The 14,470-nt window shown below is 62.5% G+C and carries 9 protein-coding genes and 1 pseudogene; 6 read left to right on the forward strand and 4 right to left on the reverse strand.

The window, feature by feature from the left end; translation table 11 throughout:
- The 4 genes and pseudogenes from AC1RL5_RS28665 to AC1RL5_RS28680 all read left to right on the forward strand — a co-directional run.
- Positions 1-668: pseudogene (locus AC1RL5_RS28665) on the forward strand (type VI secretion system tip protein VgrG); the annotation flags it as partial.
- 2 nt (positions 669-670) lie between these two features.
- Entirely contained in the window at positions 671-3,901 is a 3,231-nt protein-coding gene (locus AC1RL5_RS28670; protein WP_492589973.1) for a phospholipase D-like domain-containing protein, read from the forward strand.
- Entirely contained in the window at positions 3,898-5,013 is a 1,116-nt protein-coding gene (locus tag AC1RL5_RS28675; protein ID WP_492589975.1) for a hypothetical protein, read from the forward strand. The genes AC1RL5_RS28670 and AC1RL5_RS28675 overlap by 4 nt, the downstream gene beginning before the upstream one ends.
- 142 nt (positions 5,014-5,155) lie before the next feature.
- A complete protein-coding gene (locus AC1RL5_RS28680; RefSeq protein WP_077934533.1) occupies positions 5,156-5,686 on the forward strand; it encodes a DUF3087 domain-containing protein in 531 nt (176 codons plus the stop codon).
- A 25-nt stretch (positions 5,687-5,711) separates the two neighbouring features.
- Here AC1RL5_RS28680 and AC1RL5_RS28685 read toward each other — a convergent pair whose 3' ends face one another.
- Positions 5,712-8,312 carry a hypothetical protein gene (locus AC1RL5_RS28685; protein ID WP_492589977.1) on the reverse strand — a complete coding sequence of 867 codons (2,601 nt, stop codon included), beginning with the start codon at positions 8,310-8,312 and terminating at the stop codon, positions 5,712-5,714.
- 331 nt (positions 8,313-8,643) lie between these two features.
- On the opposite strand from AC1RL5_RS28685, the gene AC1RL5_RS28690 reads away from it, so the two are divergent.
- Complete coding sequence (locus tag AC1RL5_RS28690) at positions 8,644-9,426, forward strand: sulfite exporter TauE/SafE family protein (protein ID WP_011062341.1); 783 nt, start codon at positions 8,644-8,646, stop codon at positions 9,424-9,426.
- A gap of 16 nt (positions 9,427-9,442) precedes the next feature.
- On the opposite strand, the gene AC1RL5_RS28695 is transcribed toward AC1RL5_RS28690, so the two are convergent.
- A complete protein-coding gene (locus tag AC1RL5_RS28695) occupies positions 9,443-10,063 on the reverse strand; it encodes a LysE family translocator (RefSeq protein WP_015636393.1) in 621 nt (206 codons plus the stop codon).
- Between the two features lie 203 nt (positions 10,064-10,266).
- Between AC1RL5_RS28695 and AC1RL5_RS28700 the strand changes: the two genes are divergently transcribed.
- Positions 10,267-12,714, forward strand: a complete 2,448-nt coding sequence (locus AC1RL5_RS28700; protein ID WP_015636392.1) for a PAS domain-containing protein — start codon at positions 10,267-10,269, stop codon at positions 12,712-12,714.
- A 9-nt stretch (positions 12,715-12,723) separates the two neighbouring features.
- Here the strand turns inward: AC1RL5_RS28700 and AC1RL5_RS28705 are convergent, their stop codons facing one another.
- Together AC1RL5_RS28705 and pcsA are read right to left on the reverse strand one after the other, a co-directional pair.
- Positions 12,724-13,419: a hypothetical protein gene (locus AC1RL5_RS28705; protein WP_072452608.1), complete on the reverse strand. Its 696-nt coding sequence runs from the start codon at positions 13,417-13,419 to the stop codon at positions 12,724-12,726.
- Positions 13,420-13,548: 129 nt separating this feature from the next.
- Positions 13,549-14,265, reverse strand: coding sequence for a phosphatidylcholine synthase (pcsA, locus tag AC1RL5_RS28710; protein ID WP_053152815.1), 717 nt, complete (start codon positions 14,263-14,265; stop codon positions 13,549-13,551).
- Positions 14,266-14,470: the final 205 nt, after the last annotated feature.

The raw sequence follows: 14,470 nt of genomic DNA on the forward strand, positions 1-14,470 counted from the left end.
CGGGCCAGAAGATGGTGATCGAGGCGGCCAGTGAACTGACGGTGCAAGCCGGGGGCAGCTTTATCAAGCTCGATGCCGGCGGCATCAGCGTGAATGGCGCGCAGGTCAAGGTGAATGCCGGAGGCGCGGCGGGCAAGGGGGCCGGTATTGCCTTGCTGATGCCAAGGATCCCCATACCCGCCGGTGCCGACCGAGCTGGAAACCTGCTGGAGCGCGCCAGCCCCGGGGTGGAGCGCCCGCGAATGGAAAGCGCGCCGCGTGATTATTTCTTCAAGATCCAATTGACCGACATTCCGGGTGATGAAGGTTTCCCTCTGGCTTATACGCCATGGGCAATCTTTGAGGGCGATGAGGACATTCCACTGCTGGAGGGAGCCAGTGATGAAGAGGGGCGTATCACCCTCGACGAGGACCAGCGCCGCGTTCTATCGAACGCCGTGGCCCTGGGGACGCCGCTGTGGCTGAGCTATCCCGGGCAGCGGGTGGCGCTGCTGCTGCATCAGGAACCTTCGGCACCGTGGCAGGAACAGGCCGCGCTGGCGGCCCTGGATTTCCATGGCTGCCTGAAAAAAGGCCTGGCCAACAAAGGCCTGGTCCAGGCCCGCAGCCAACAAGACACCCTCTGCGAAGGTGATATCTACCGTCAACTGCAATCCAGGGAGGATTGAGCATGACAATCAACCCGGCACCGTATAACGGTATCCGTCATAAAGAGCTCAGCCAGATCAACACCGATGACGGCAAAGCCCTGCTGGCCGTCTCCGCCCCGGACTTTTTCATTGAAGGCGATGATCTGTTCGCGCCCAAGCGCAGTGGCAATCAGGTGCGTTTCTTCATCAATGGCGATGATTACTACCGCGACTTGGCTGTGGCTATCGACCAGGCCGAGACGTCGATCTTCATCACCAGCTGGCAGGTCAACTACGACGTGCTGCTCGATGGCCAGCGCAGCCTGTGGCAGTGCCTGCATCAGGCGCTCAAAAGCAAGCCGGCGCTCAGGGTGTTCGTCATGCCCTGGCTGAGTCCTTCGGGCAGCCTGGGGACCTACGACTTTGAAACCATGCTGGCGATCTTCCAGCTCAATTTCGGTCTGGGCGGCGCCCGGGCGTTCTGTACGCCAGCCATCCAGCAAAGCGATATGGCAGGTTTGGGCTCGACCTTCTCTCATCACCAGAAAAGCGTGGTGATCGACAACAAGATCGGCTACGTCGGTGGTATCGACCTGGCCTACGGTCGCCGCGACGACAACAATTTCAGCCTCGATGCCCGCGAGCGCCGGGGCAATGATGCCTATAACCCGTGCATTCCACACTTGGGGTGGATGGACATGGACAAGCATGTCAGCCGCAACGGTCTATTGCTGGCCACACTGTTTGACCTGTCCAAACCGTTGGGCAAGGTCTCGGTGCTGGGCATGGAGGTGTCTTTGCCCTCCCGCCAAGGTGTGTTGAATACGGGCGCTGCCGTGCAGAACTTCATCGACGGCCCGATGTTTCCAGCCACCGAGTGGTTATCCCGTGGAATCAACAGCCTGAAAGAAACCGTAGGGGCCTTCGACCCCTTGGCCGAGGCCAAAGAGTACCTGAACGATGAAATGGTTCGCCTGGTGGCCGAGCTGATCCTCGCCAATTGGGACAATCTGCCTTTGGCCGAGCCCCTCAAGAGCCAGGTTCATGAGTGGCTTCAGGAACTGGAAGCCGCCACGGGCCAACTGCACTTGGTACTGCGGCTGAGAAGTTACGAACTGATTCATCGCTGGATGAATGAAACCGAGTTGGGCCGTTTTGTCGCGATGTTCAGCGAGAAGGGCTTCGAGGCCCTGCCGCAGAAAGAGGTTGATAGCATCAAGGCACTGGGCGCCTCGCTACTCGGGCATTTCTATGCCCAGTTGCAAGAGCGCCAGGAGAGTGATCAGCCACCCTACTACTACCTGCTGAACAGCCCTCAACCCATGTCCTCGAAGGACTACTCGCGTCTTGCGGACTATCAGCCGCGCATGCCCTGGCAGGACGTACATAGTCGTATCGAAGGGCCTTCGGTGTATGACCTGTCGCGCAACTTCATTGAACGCTGGAATGGCCAACAGGCCTATATCGCCGAACTCCAGCCTCTTGCCGAAACTCCGGCCAAGGTGGTGGTGGCGGTCATGGAATGGCTGAACCTGATGGCCAAGCGCGCGGGCCTGGAGCACAACCTGGACGCCAATGACAAACTGCAGATACGGTTGGCGCAGCCCAAACCGGTGTGGATCAATCAACCGCAATGGTTGCCCACCGAGCCCGACCCGCGGCGTGGTGGCGTCAGCGTGCAAGTGCTGCGCAGCGCCTCGGAGGTCATGACCAAACAAGAGGCCCTGGGGCGGCATAACGCTAAATTGGACCTGTCGCTATCACCGGGTATCAGCACACCCAGTGTTCAAGCCAACTGCCTGAAGGCGATGCAGCAGGTGATCTCCAGCGCCGGGCACTTTATCTATATGGAGAACCAGTTTTTCCAGAGTGATTTTGGGGCTGAGGGAGAACTGGTAAAAGAAATGCCGCTATCCGGTCCCATGGCCAGCCTGCGTGACCCCGCTAGCCTACGTCAGGATTACGTGGAACGGATTGGTTTGCGCGAAGCGATCGATAGCCAGGACTTTGCCCTGATCGATTGGCGGGAAATCAAGGCGATAGCCGAAGAGTCCACTGAGGAATCCCACACGTTCCTCAACAGCTTCTATGACATCTGGAAACTCAATGCCATGGGCTGGTTGAGCAAGAACCTGGGGGAGGAAAAGAGCCTGCGTAACCCTATCGTCCAGGCGCTGGCCGATCGGATTGGCCGGGCCATCGAGCATGACCAGCCCTTTCATGTGTACCTGGTCCTGCCAGTGCACCCCGAGGGCAAGCTCAATGACCCGATTGTCATGCACCAGGTCCACCTGACCATGCAGACCTTGGTGTTTGGCGAACACAGCCTGGTCAAGCGTATTCAACGGCATATGGCCCTCAGGGCACTCAAGGGCAAGTGCAGCCCTGAAGAGGCGTTGAAGGTGATTGAACGCAAAGATCTTAATGAGAAGCCTGTATATGCCCAGCAACAAGACTGGAACCAGTACCTGACCCTGCTCAACTTGCGCACTTGGGACACCCTCGATGGCCGTGTAGTAACCGAGCAGATCTATGTGCACAGCAAATTGCTGATCGCCGACGATCGGGTGGCGATTGTGGGGAGTGCCAACGTCAATGACCGTAGTTTGCTGGGCAACCGGGATTCGGAGCTGGCGATGATTGTGCGTGACAGTACACCGGTCAAAGTTGCGTTGGATGGTCAGCATGAACAGCAGGTAAGTCAGGCGATTAACCAGTTGCGCAAGGACTTGTGGAGGAAGCACTTTGCGTTGAGCTTGACTAAACCGTCTTCGGTTAAACCGGCAACTGAGCTGGAGCCTTATCTGGATCAACCAGCGGCGAAGGCGACGTGGCAGGCGATACAGAAGCGAGCCAATCGAAATGAACAGTTTTACAATGAAGAGTTTAACTTCATTCCGCAAAATATAAGTCAGCTTCAAGTTATAAAGGTGGACGTTCTTCAAAAGTATGGAGGTGGCTTTCCTTGTCCAGTTTGGCCAACGTGGACCTATCGGGATTTAAGTAAGCTTAGAGTAGGCGGCGAATTGTCTGAACCTATGCCTTATGAGGAAAGTTTTTGGAAGAGTAAAACTTTAACAAGCGTAAAAACTTTCTTGCCTCCCACCAAGGTGGAGGGTTTTATTACGGCGCTACCGCTCAATTGGACCCGAGGTGAAAATAATGACTCAGGACTAAATAAAACTATGCTTGCTGATATTTTAGATAAGCAAGATAACTCTGTAAGAGTCGCAGTCAATCGGCTTCCTCAAGATAAGGGACATAATTCATGAGGTTCTATTCGTGGGTGTCAGGGATCATTTTGCTATTGCCGGTAAGCTTTGCGTTTGCCGATCCTGCTCGCCAGGAATGCCTGGGGCGTTTGACCTTTGACGTCCATGAAGAGATGGAGTGGTCTATATTTGCCGTGGATGAAGAGCCCATAAGCAATGGAGGAGGACATATTTTTTCTAATCATATTTCTGCCAAAGGTGATTATGTTTCTTATGACTACGATGGGTTGACTATTAGAATTAGCAGGATTGTCGAGCGTGAAAAACTTGATAGGCAGCGGAACTATATCAAGAAGAAGGTCAAGGACTATCAAGATGGGCTAATAAAAAATTTTGAGCTTCAAAAAGGAATGCTGGACGATCTTTTGAAATCTAAAGATACCGAAGAGGCAATTGCGGAGCGTAAAAAAAACATGGCCAAGGTTGAACGTAGTATTTCCTTGGCCAAGGTTTACGAACATGACCTAGGTATCCCCGATGCCCATATTCTGGGCAGTGAAAAAACACCACATGAAGTGCTGTTATGGCGCAACCAGCGAATTTATTACTTCTATATGAGCCGCCCAGGAGAAGACGCCGCTCAACGCATCAAAGACCTGATCGCCCGCTTCGAACCCCGAGACCTGTACCAGATCCCCAAAGGCCCGGGTATCTGCATGCCTTACGGTTTTATCCATGACGATGGTAAAACTGGCTTTGAGGTCAAGAACAGCCTGCGCTTCACCCGCACTCCCAACGTCATCATGAGCATGATCAATGCCTCCCGTGCTCATCCCGACGCCAAGCCCACTAGTGGCATCTACACCACCGATCTATACCCTGGCTACGACGCCAAAAAATGGACCAAATCCAAGTTACTGCAGAAATTCTACCTGGGCGACAAGGCCACCTTGCTGGAAGGCTGGCGCCTGGACCCGCGTCCCGACTCCGGGGAACGGGAACGCGCCTGGTTTGCCATGGCGCATACCGGTGGCCTGGCGCGGCCTTTGCTGGCGGTGCACATGATTACCTTCCAGAAGGGCAAGGACGGGTTGGCCGAGCACACACCGCCGCCGGAGGAAGTCATCCCGCGCTTTCTCAAGCTGACTCACAGCATCCGGCAGCATGAATAGCGGAGCACCGAGGCAGCCCCCAAAGTCATGACCCGGATCATGCTTCTGCTTTTCCTGCGGCAATTTAAGCCACCGCCACTGCCCCCAGCGGTGATAATGCGCGCCAGCCACTCACGTTCAGCCATTGGAGCCCGTCGCGCCCATGTTCGTCATCACCCCGCAGGACCCTGAGACTTACCGTCGGCAAACCCGGCGCAGCACCTTGATCATCGCGCTGGTGTTCATTGCCCTGGCCATGCTGTTTTCCAGCGCGGCGGTGGCGCTGTTCGGCCAGCCCGGCGGGGACAACCTGCTGTGGAACGCGGCAGGTGTATTCACCGGCCTGCTGATCAGCGCGGCGTTGTTGCGCAGTGTGTTCTGGAGCAAGCCGTGGATGGCGGCGGCGGTCTATGGCTGGCGCCTCAAGCGCAGCTTGATGCGGGTGACCAACGTCATGCACCAGGTCACCGCCGGGGTGGCGGCGGGTGATCCTGCGGCCCTCAAGCTGCTGCGCTTCTATCACCTGGGGCTGATCCAGATGCACCAGCTGGACGCCAACTCCAGCGCCCACGGGCAGATGCACGGTGAGGTGGAGCGGCATCTGGCGCTGCTGGCCGAGCAGGGCATCGACCCGCACCAGGAACGCCTTGAAGCGCAATGGCTGGAAGCGGTGAAGCGGCACAAGACCCCTTGACCGGCAGGCCCCGGCGCTGCCGGGGCTATTGCAGATACCGCCACAACGCCTGGGCAATCTCGCTGGGCTGGCACTGGGTGCCGAAGACTGCCTGGCCAATGCTCAGGCCCAGTTGCCGGTAACTCTCGAACTGCGCCTCGTCGAAAAACTGGTCCACGGTGCTCTGGTTGGGAAAGCCCGGATTGGTCCGGGCGTAGTTCAGCACGTCCGGCGTCAGTCCGGCGATCAGCCGGGGCTTGAGCACCAGGATCCGGCAGTGGGGCGTCTGGCACAGGTCATCGTCACTGCCCGGGGAGTGGGCATGGACGTTGAGCAGCAGGGCGCATTTCTGGTTCTCGGCGCTCGGTGGCTGGCGGAATTCCTCAAGGCTGGCAAACACCGTCTTGAGCTGCGGATGGCTCAGAGCCCCCGGGTCTTCGCGGATCTCCAGCGCCTGGTCGATGCGCGCCAGGCGCACCAGGTTGGCCAGGTCGTCGAACTGGTAGTCGGGGTCGCAGCCGGCGTCGCAGGTGACGATCAATTCCACCTTGCGCTCCTTGCGCAGCAGTTCGTAGGTACCGGTGTTTTCGAAGTGCCCGCCGTCTGACAGGTACTGGTAGTCGCGGCGGTAGCCGTGAAAGCGCGCGGTCAGTTCATAGAACAGGTAGGCCTGGGTGCCGTAGCGGGTCCAGGGCTTGAGGTCCCGGGGCACCCAGTGCTGTTGCCCGGGGTCGAGGAAGTGGCTGGGCCACCAGATGCCCAGGCGCACGTTGGCCAGCCCCAGCACCAGCGACATGCCGAGGCTGGTGGCGCGACCCAGGCCGGTGCTGAAGGCGGCGCCGGAGACGCCGATCCACTGGCCCAGGGTCAGCGGGCTCATGATCTCCGAGGCCGGGCCATGGTCGAGGTCGCGACGATAGGCCGTGCCATCGAGAATGTAGCGTTCTGCCGGGCATTCGGCGCTGGGGGCCGGGCTGTCGGGTGCCCAGTTCGGCGCGATGCACAGCGGCTTGCCCTTGCGGTCGCGCTGCACCAGTTGTTCGGCCGGGTCGACGGTCAGGTTCATGGTGACGTTGATCAAGTGCACCGGGCCGGCACTGGGGCTGGCGTAGTACTGCTGCAGCGACAGGTCGTCGCTGGACATGGGCTCGGCCACGCTCATGTAGGTGCGGCGCTGTGCGGCCGGGCCGTTGAAGCGTCGGCCATTGGAGGCGCCCAGGTAGGCGCGGATCAGCCGCGCCGAGTAGAAGGCCTGCAGCGATGAGGTATTGAGGAAGCCGATGAAGCGCCCGCTGATGTGGGTCAGCACGGCCGCCAGCAGGCTCAGCGCCGCCAGCCGCCAGGCCACCGCGTGGTCGCCGGACACCACCCCGCCGTCGTGGGCGATCCACTGCACCAGCAAGCCCCAGCACAGGCACAGCAGGCTCAGCAGCAGGCCGCCGGCAATCAGCGCGAGCACGTCCAGCGGCAGCTTGTGCATCCAGCCCGGCAGGCGTTTTTCATCCTTGAGCAGGGCCAGGCGCCGTACCAGCCACACCAGGCCCACCAGCAACAGTAGGCTGCCCAGGGCCCTCAGGTCGTGCAGGTAGCTGTACAGCGCCTGGGCCGCAGTCACCAGCAGGGCGAGAAAACCCAGCACCGCCACCGCGGCCATCGCCCGGCCCAGGGCGCGGGTGATCTGCACCCGATAGTTGCGCACGCTGTTGGCGCAGGCGTTGTCCTTGGCCGGGTCGCGGTTGTCGGCCAGGCGCCGCACCAGTTGCCGGGTGATCAGCAAGGCGCAGCTGCCCACCAGGGCACAGCCCAGGGTCAGGGCGCCCACTGCCTGCCACTGGGCCAGCCAGTAGGCCAGGGCGCCGCTGAGCCACAGGCCGATGACTATGCCGAGCATGATCCGGTACGCCGCGTTGCCCATGCTCGGCGGCCGGTCCAGGTCGCCCTGGGGAATGACCAGCCAGTACGCCACGGCGCAGGGCAGGGCGAACAGCACACCGGCCATCAGCGGCCAGAGCAGCAGGCTGGCCTGGCTCAGGACCTGGAACAGGCTCAGCAGGCTGAGCAGCAGCACGATGGGCAGGCCGATCATGGCCTGCAGCGACAGCCAGTTGCGCCAGGTCATGGCCAGGGCGTAGAGCATGTCGCCGGAGCCGGTGGGGGTCAGGTAGCGGCCGTTTTCCCGCAGCCAGGCCGCGGGGCCCTGGCCCGGTGGCCGGGTGGCGTAGTCGACGCCGGTGCTGATGCGCCCCGGCGGCTCGAAGCGCAGGGCCTGGTAGGCGCTGTGGGCGGCATGGGCCACCGGGTCCTGGGGAGCCTGCGGCTGCAGGCGCCCGGGGAGGAACAGGCTGCTGAAGAAACTGCCGATATAGCCACCGCCGCTGACCGTGGACAGGTAGTCGATGCGCGACAGCAGGCTGTGTTCGCGTGCGCCCGCAGGCTGTGGTTGCGCCTCGACGGGGGCCGGAGCCCGGGCCATGGCCTGCAGCACCCCAAGGCCGAAGGTTGCACTGCGAATGCCGCCACCGGACAGTGCCAGCCCCCAGTTGCCCCGGCCGGGTGCGCCGGTTTCGGGGGCTTCCTGTTGCAGGCTCTGGCGCCTGAAGCGGATGCGTTGGTGCTCGATCTGGTACGAGGTGTCGGCAGAGGTCATGGGCCTTCCTTGGAATCGGGTGTGGGGCACGAGCCAGGGGGAGTGCCAGGCCGGGTGCCCCGGCAAGCGTCAGGCAGAATACCGGATGCCGCGGCCCTGATGTGCAGCGCAGAGCGTTCGGCGTCTGTCGGCAAGTGTTTTTTTAGCCGCGTGCCAGGGGCGCCGTGGCATGTGGCGGCTGCAATTGCGCAGGGGCTGCCATGCGCCTTGTGCATGAGAAAAATGGGCCTGGTTATAACGTTAGATTTTATTCATATAAATGGACATAAGCTTTAGCCGCTATGCTGCCGCCAGTTTTTGACCTGGCCGCGTGATTTGTAGGGCTTTATTGATGGATGTGGGTAACTTCGGTTTTGTAGTCGCGGGCCTGGTAGTGGGTTTCATCGTAGGCATGACGGGTGTGGGGGGCGGTTCGCTGATGACCCCGATCCTGCTCTGGTTCGGCATCAACCCGGCCACGGCCGTGGGCACCGACCTGCTGTACGCGGCCATCACCAAATCCGGTGGGGTGCTGGTGCACCAGAAGAACCGCAACATCGACTGGCGCATCACCGGCTGGCTGACCCTGGGCAGCGTGCCGGCGGTGGCGCTGACCCTGTGGTTCCTGAAGAATCTCGACACCGACCCCCAGGCCCTGAACGCGGTGATCAAGCAGGGGCTGGGGTTCGTCCTGCTGCTCACGGCCCTGGCCATTGTCTTCAAGAAGAAACTCATGGCCTTCGCCCAGCGCCATGGCAGCGACTACCAGCCCAGCCCCGGCGGGCTCAATGGCCTGACCGTGGTCACCGGGGTGATCCTGGGCACCATGGTCGCCTTGACCTCCATCGGCGCCGGTGCCCTGGGCACCGTGGCGCTGTTCATCCTCTATCCGTTCCTGGCCACCAAGCGCCTGGTGGGCACTGAAATCGCCCACGCCGTGCCCCTGACCCTGGTGGCAGGCCTGGGCCACGCCAGCATGGGCAACATGGACTGGCACCTGCTGGGTTTCCTGCTGATGGGCTCGTTGCCCGGGATCTGGATCGGCAGCCACATGACCGGGCGCATTTCCGACGAGATCCTGCGCCCGTGCCTGGCGGTCATGCTGTTTTCCATCGGTTACAAGCTGGCCTTCTGAAACCTGGCGCGGCGTTTCAGCTGCGCCGATACAGCGCCAGAAACCCCGCCAGCGCCAGCATCGCCGCACCGCAGCATTGATTGAGCCGGCGCATGCCGCTGGCGGTCAGGAACTTCGCCGCCTGCACGCCACCCGCGGCGTACAGCCCCATCACCAGCACCTCCACCACCGCAGTGACCAGCGCCAGAGTGGCGTACTGGATGAGGACCGGCTGGGCGGGGTCGACGAACTGCGGCAGGAACGCGGTGAAGAACAGCAGCACCTTGGGGTTGGTCATGGCCACCGAGAAGCTGCGCCGGAACACCTCGACGCGCCGTGACCCGGCCTGCACCTGCTGGGCTCCGAGGGCCTGGGGCGCACTGCGCCAGAGCTGGATGCCGAGCCAGGCCAGGTAGCACACCCCGAGCCATTTCAAGGCCATGAACAACTGCTGCGAGGCCATCAGCATGGCCCCCAGCCCGAGGCCCACGGCAGCGATGATCAGCACATCCGAAAGCGCCGCACCGGCCATGCCTACCGCCACCAGTTGGCGATTGCGCGAGGTGCCGTTGGCCATGGCCAGGAGTGAGGTCGGCCCGGGAATCAGGGCACCGATAAAACAGCTGGAGGTGTAGAGCAGCAAGGTGGTGGTATTCATCGCGCGGTTCTCGGTGGGCAGGTGGCAATGCCGGTGCAGAATGCCCCAGGGCGGCGCGGGTTTAAAGGCATTCGCCGGGCACTTTGGCCGCCGTTGTCGAATCAGCGTTGCCGCTTGCCAACTTCTGCGGATCCACGGGGTCAGTTATCCTGCGCTGGCCATTGGATGGCAGTGTTGCCTTTTTCCTTTTCTGTGATGTGTTCATGACTACTTCCCCACCTCGTGGTGCAGCGCCCAAGACCTCCCGCGGCGGCGAGATCGGCGCTGCAATCCGTCGCTTCGACTGGTCGCAGACCGCGGTGGGCCCTCGTGAAGGCTGGCCCGGCCTGCTGCGCAGTACCTTGAGCCAGATGCTCGAGTCCCCGGAGAGCCTGTACCTGCTGTGGGGGCCGCAGATGCAGTTCTTCTTCAACGATGCCTACCGCCCGGTCCTCGGCCCGCGCCTGGCCAATGCCCTGGGGCAGACCATCCAGACCCTCTGGGCTGATGCCTGGCCGGATGTCCAGCCGATGGTGGAGCAGGCATTTCTCGGTTACTCCTGCCGCCACGAAGACCTGCCGGTGAACATGCAGCGCTACCCTGGCGAAGAGCTGACCTGGTGGTCGTTCTCCATGAGCCCGGTGTATGACGAGGACGACGAACAGGTGCTCGGAGTGCTGTGCCACACCGTGGAGACCACCGATCGCGTGCTGCTGGCCCGGCACGCCCGGCAGACCGAGGCGCACCTGCGCGAAACCCGCGAGCTCAATACCCGGGTGCTGGCCGCCAGCAACGACTGCATCAAGGTGCTGGACCTCGATGGCCAGCTGTCGTTCATGAGCGAAGGTGGCCTGCGGGTCATGGAGGTCAGTGATTTCAATGCGGTGCGGGGTTGCCCCTGGCCGGACTTCTGGCAGGGCCAGGGCCACCAGGAGGCCCGGGATGCCATTGCTGCTGCGCGCCAGGGTCGCTCGGCGCGGTTCCAGGGCGCCGCCGATACCCTCCAGGGGCGCACCAAATGGTGGGATGTGCAGGTTACGCCGATGCTCGACGCGGCCGGCCAGCCGGAGAAGATCCTCTGCATTTCCCGGGACATCAGCGCCACCCGCGAGGCGCAGGAGGAACTGCGGCGGCTCAATGAGTCTCTGGAGCAGCGGGTCCAGGAGCGTACCCAGGAGCGCGACCGGATCTGGCAGCTGTCCACGGACCTGATGCTGGTGGCGGACTTCAATGGCCGCATCGTCGCCGTCAACCCGGCCTGGACCCAGCTCCTGGGCTGGCAGCGCGAGGAACTGGAAGGCAGCAGTTTCTACGATTTCATCCACCCCCAGGACAGCCTGGCCGCAGCGGGGGCGGCGGCCGATCTGTCCCGGGGCGAGAGCTTTTCGCGCTTCGAGAACCGCTTTCGCCACCGCGACGGATCCTATCGCTGGATGGCCTGGAGCGCCGTGCCGGACCCGCACCACATTCACGCCGTGGGCCGTGACATGCAGGCCGAGCGCGAGGCCGCCCAGGCGCTGCGCAAGACCGAGGACATCCTGCGCCAGGCGCAGAAGATGGAGGCGGTGGGGCAACTGACCGGTGGCGTGGCCCACGACTTCAACAACCTGCTGACGGTGATCCGTTCTTCCACCGACCTGTTGCGCCGCAACCTCAGCGAAGAGCGCCGGCAGCTGTACATCAAGGCGATTTCCGACACCGTCGACCGCGCCAGCAAGCTCACCGGCCAGCTCCTGGCGTATGCCCGCCAGCAGAACCTGCGCCCGGAGACCTTCGACGTCGGCGCCAGCGTGCAGTTGCTGGCGCAGATGATCAATCCACTGATCGGCGCCTGCATCGAACTGCGTATCGAGTTGCCGCAGCAGCCTTGCTACATCCACGCCGATGCCGGCCAGTTCGACACGGCGCTGATCAATATGGCGGTCAATGCCCGGGACGCCATGCAGGGCGAAGGCTTGCTGGTGGTGGCTGTGGAGCGGGTGGCGCAGATTCCCCCCAGTGCCAGCCAGGGTGCCCAGGCCGGGGACTTTGTCGCGGTATCCCTGACTGATACCGGCGCCGGCATCGACCCCCAGCAGATCGAACGGATCTTCGAACCCTTCTTCACCACCAAGGAGGTGGGCAAGGGCACCGGCCTGGGCTTGTCCCAGGTGTTCGGTTTCGCCCAGCAATCGGGCGGCGGCCTGGCGGTGCACAGCCAGCCGGGGCAGGGCACGTGCTTTACCCTGTACCTGCCGCGCGCGGAGGCCCTGGCCGGCTTGCCGACGCCAACCCAGGCGGTGGTGCCCATGATCGACGGCCAGGGCATGACCCTGCTGGTGGTGGAGGACAATCCCGAAGTCGGCGTGCTGCTGGCCCAGTCCCTGAACGAGCTGGGCTACCAGACCGAATGGGCCACCAGCGCGGCGGAGGCTCTGCGCCGCCTGGGCGAGGAGCGGACCCGATTCCAGGCGGTGTTTTCCGATGTGGTGATGCCGGGCATGAGCGGTATCGAACTGGCCAGCCGGATCCGTTGCGACTACCCGCGGTTGCCGGTCATCCTCACCAGCGGCTACAGCCCAGCCCTGGCCCAGGGCCAGACCCGGGAATTCGTGTTCCTGCAAAAGCCCTACTCGGTGGCGGAACTGGCCCTGGCCCTGAGCGCGGCGATCGGCCAGCCCGAGGTGCCGTAGGCACCCGTTTCAACTCAGGCTGGCTTCGATCACCAGGACATTGGCGCTGGCGGTGCGCACGTTGAAGCAACGCGTGGGGCTGATGGTGGAGCCTGCTTCGATCAGCACTTCCTGTTCATGTTCCATGCCGGCGCCGCCTTTGCGATAGACCACGGCCTTGCGGTTGCCGTAGGGCGCGCTGAGGATCCAGATCGCCGGGGCGGGGTTGGGGGCCGGGAGCAGGTCGTTGTACGCATGCCAGGCGGCAATCTGCGGGCACAAAGAGGTCGAGAGCGGTTTGTTGGTGACGAAGGTTGCTACCTCGCTCGGGCGGCAGGAACCACCGTGGAACAGCACCTGGCCGGGGGCGATAAACCGTCCGAAGTGCCTGACCTCGGTATTCAAGGTGTCCGCAGTGAACTTGCCAGATGCCCTTTGATACTCCTTGAGCGGTGCGGAATCCTTGAAGTAGGGCATGGCCGCCTTGGCGTGCCTGAGCTGGGGGTGCACATGGAGTTGGCGGCGGAATTCGTTGACCACGCCCGAACCGCCGTAGTGGCCCAGGGTATGCAGCACAAAGTCCCTGGCGTTACGCACGGTCTGTTGCACGCGCAAGGGCCGGGTTGGCCAGTTGTTCTTCAGCGCGGCCTCGTGATACAGCCGTTCCCGCTCATCCGGAGGGCTGTCGCTGATGGGGTAGAGGTCGATCAGGGGAAGGTGGGTCATGGGGGGCTGGCCTGGTACTCATCCGCGGCGGGCGGCGGGCAAATAGTCGCCAAGCCTCTGCTGCAGAGGCTTGGGCGCAGGAGTCTTGCATGCTTGCCGGGCCCCGGCAATGGTTCGCGCGGCCCGGGTTCAGTTGGCCTTGCTGAACCATTCCTGGGCCGAACGCCACAGGCACACGCCGAGAAAGTAGGCCGAGGCTGCCAGCCACAAGCCCATGATCGGCGGGCTGTGCAGCGGGTGGCTGAGGATCAGCAATGCGCCGCTGAGCAGCCAGACGAAGGTCACGATGATGTTCAGCCCCATCCACTTGCGTACCCGGAACGGATGCAGGAACTGCACCCGGGTGGCGGTCAGCAGGGCCAGGGCGAAGATGCTCAGCAGGCTCAGCCAGGGGCCGGGCTCGATCAGGTAGAAGCACAGGGCGACCACGTTCCAGGCCGCGGGAAAGCCCTGGAAGTAGTTGTCGTGGCTCTTCATGTTGACGTTGCAGAAACACAGCAGCGACGACAGCAGGATCAGCGAGGTGGCCAGCAGCGCGCTGTATTCCGGCAGGGGAATGTAGCGGTAGATGAACAGCGCCGGGATGAACACATAGGTCAGGTAGTCGATCACCAGGTCCAGCACCGAGCCGTCGATGTTGGGCAGCACCGAGCTGGTCTTGACCTTGCGCGCCAGGGAGCCGTCGACGCCATCCACCAGCAGCGCCACCCCCAGCCATAGCAGGCAGGCCTTGGGCTGGTTGTCGAACAGTGCCAGGGTGGCGAGCAAGGCACTGACCACCCCGGTGGCGGTGAAGCCATGGGCGCCCCAGGCTTTGATTCTGGCGATCTGCAGGGTCGATATCACGGACGTTTCTCCAGCGGCTGTGGTGCCCGGGCGATGACCGGCGCAGCAGCGCCGGCAAGCCTGGCCAGGTTGCAGTTATCGACCGGAAAGCCTGGCAGAAGGTTCAGCGCGAACCTTGAATCAGGCCCGGCGTTGCAAGCGCCGGGCCAGTGGCTGGCCTGGCCCGAGTGCGCGGTCGAGGGGGCTGGTTTGAGTCTAGGCGCCA

The organism is Pseudomonas sp. GW822-FHT06D10, from assembly GCF_058799535.1.

Excerpts from the sequence above, each read along its gene's own strand:
- AC1RL5_RS28670 (WP_492589973.1), top strand. The coding sequence starts at position 671 with ATGACAATCAACCCGGCACCGTATAACGGTATCCGTCATAAAGAGCTC.
- AC1RL5_RS28675 (WP_492589975.1), top strand. The coding sequence starts at position 3,898 with ATGAGGTTCTATTCGTGGGTGTCAGGGATCATTTTGCTATTGCCGGTA.
- AC1RL5_RS28685 (WP_492589977.1), bottom strand. The coding sequence starts at position 8,312 with ATGACCTCTGCCGACACCTCGTACCAGATCGAGCACCAACGCATCCGC.
- AC1RL5_RS28700 (WP_015636392.1), top strand. The coding sequence starts at position 10,267 with ATGACTACTTCCCCACCTCGTGGTGCAGCGCCCAAGACCTCCCGCGGC.
- AC1RL5_RS28695 (WP_015636393.1), bottom strand. The coding sequence starts at position 10,063 with ATGAATACCACCACCTTGCTGCTCTACACCTCCAGCTGTTTTATCGGT.
- AC1RL5_RS28680 (WP_077934533.1), top strand. The coding sequence starts at position 5,156 with ATGTTCGTCATCACCCCGCAGGACCCTGAGACTTACCGTCGGCAAACC.
- AC1RL5_RS28705 (WP_072452608.1), bottom strand. The coding sequence starts at position 13,419 with ATGACCCACCTTCCCCTGATCGACCTCTACCCCATCAGCGACAGCCCT.
- AC1RL5_RS28690 (WP_011062341.1), top strand. The coding sequence starts at position 8,644 with ATGGATGTGGGTAACTTCGGTTTTGTAGTCGCGGGCCTGGTAGTGGGT.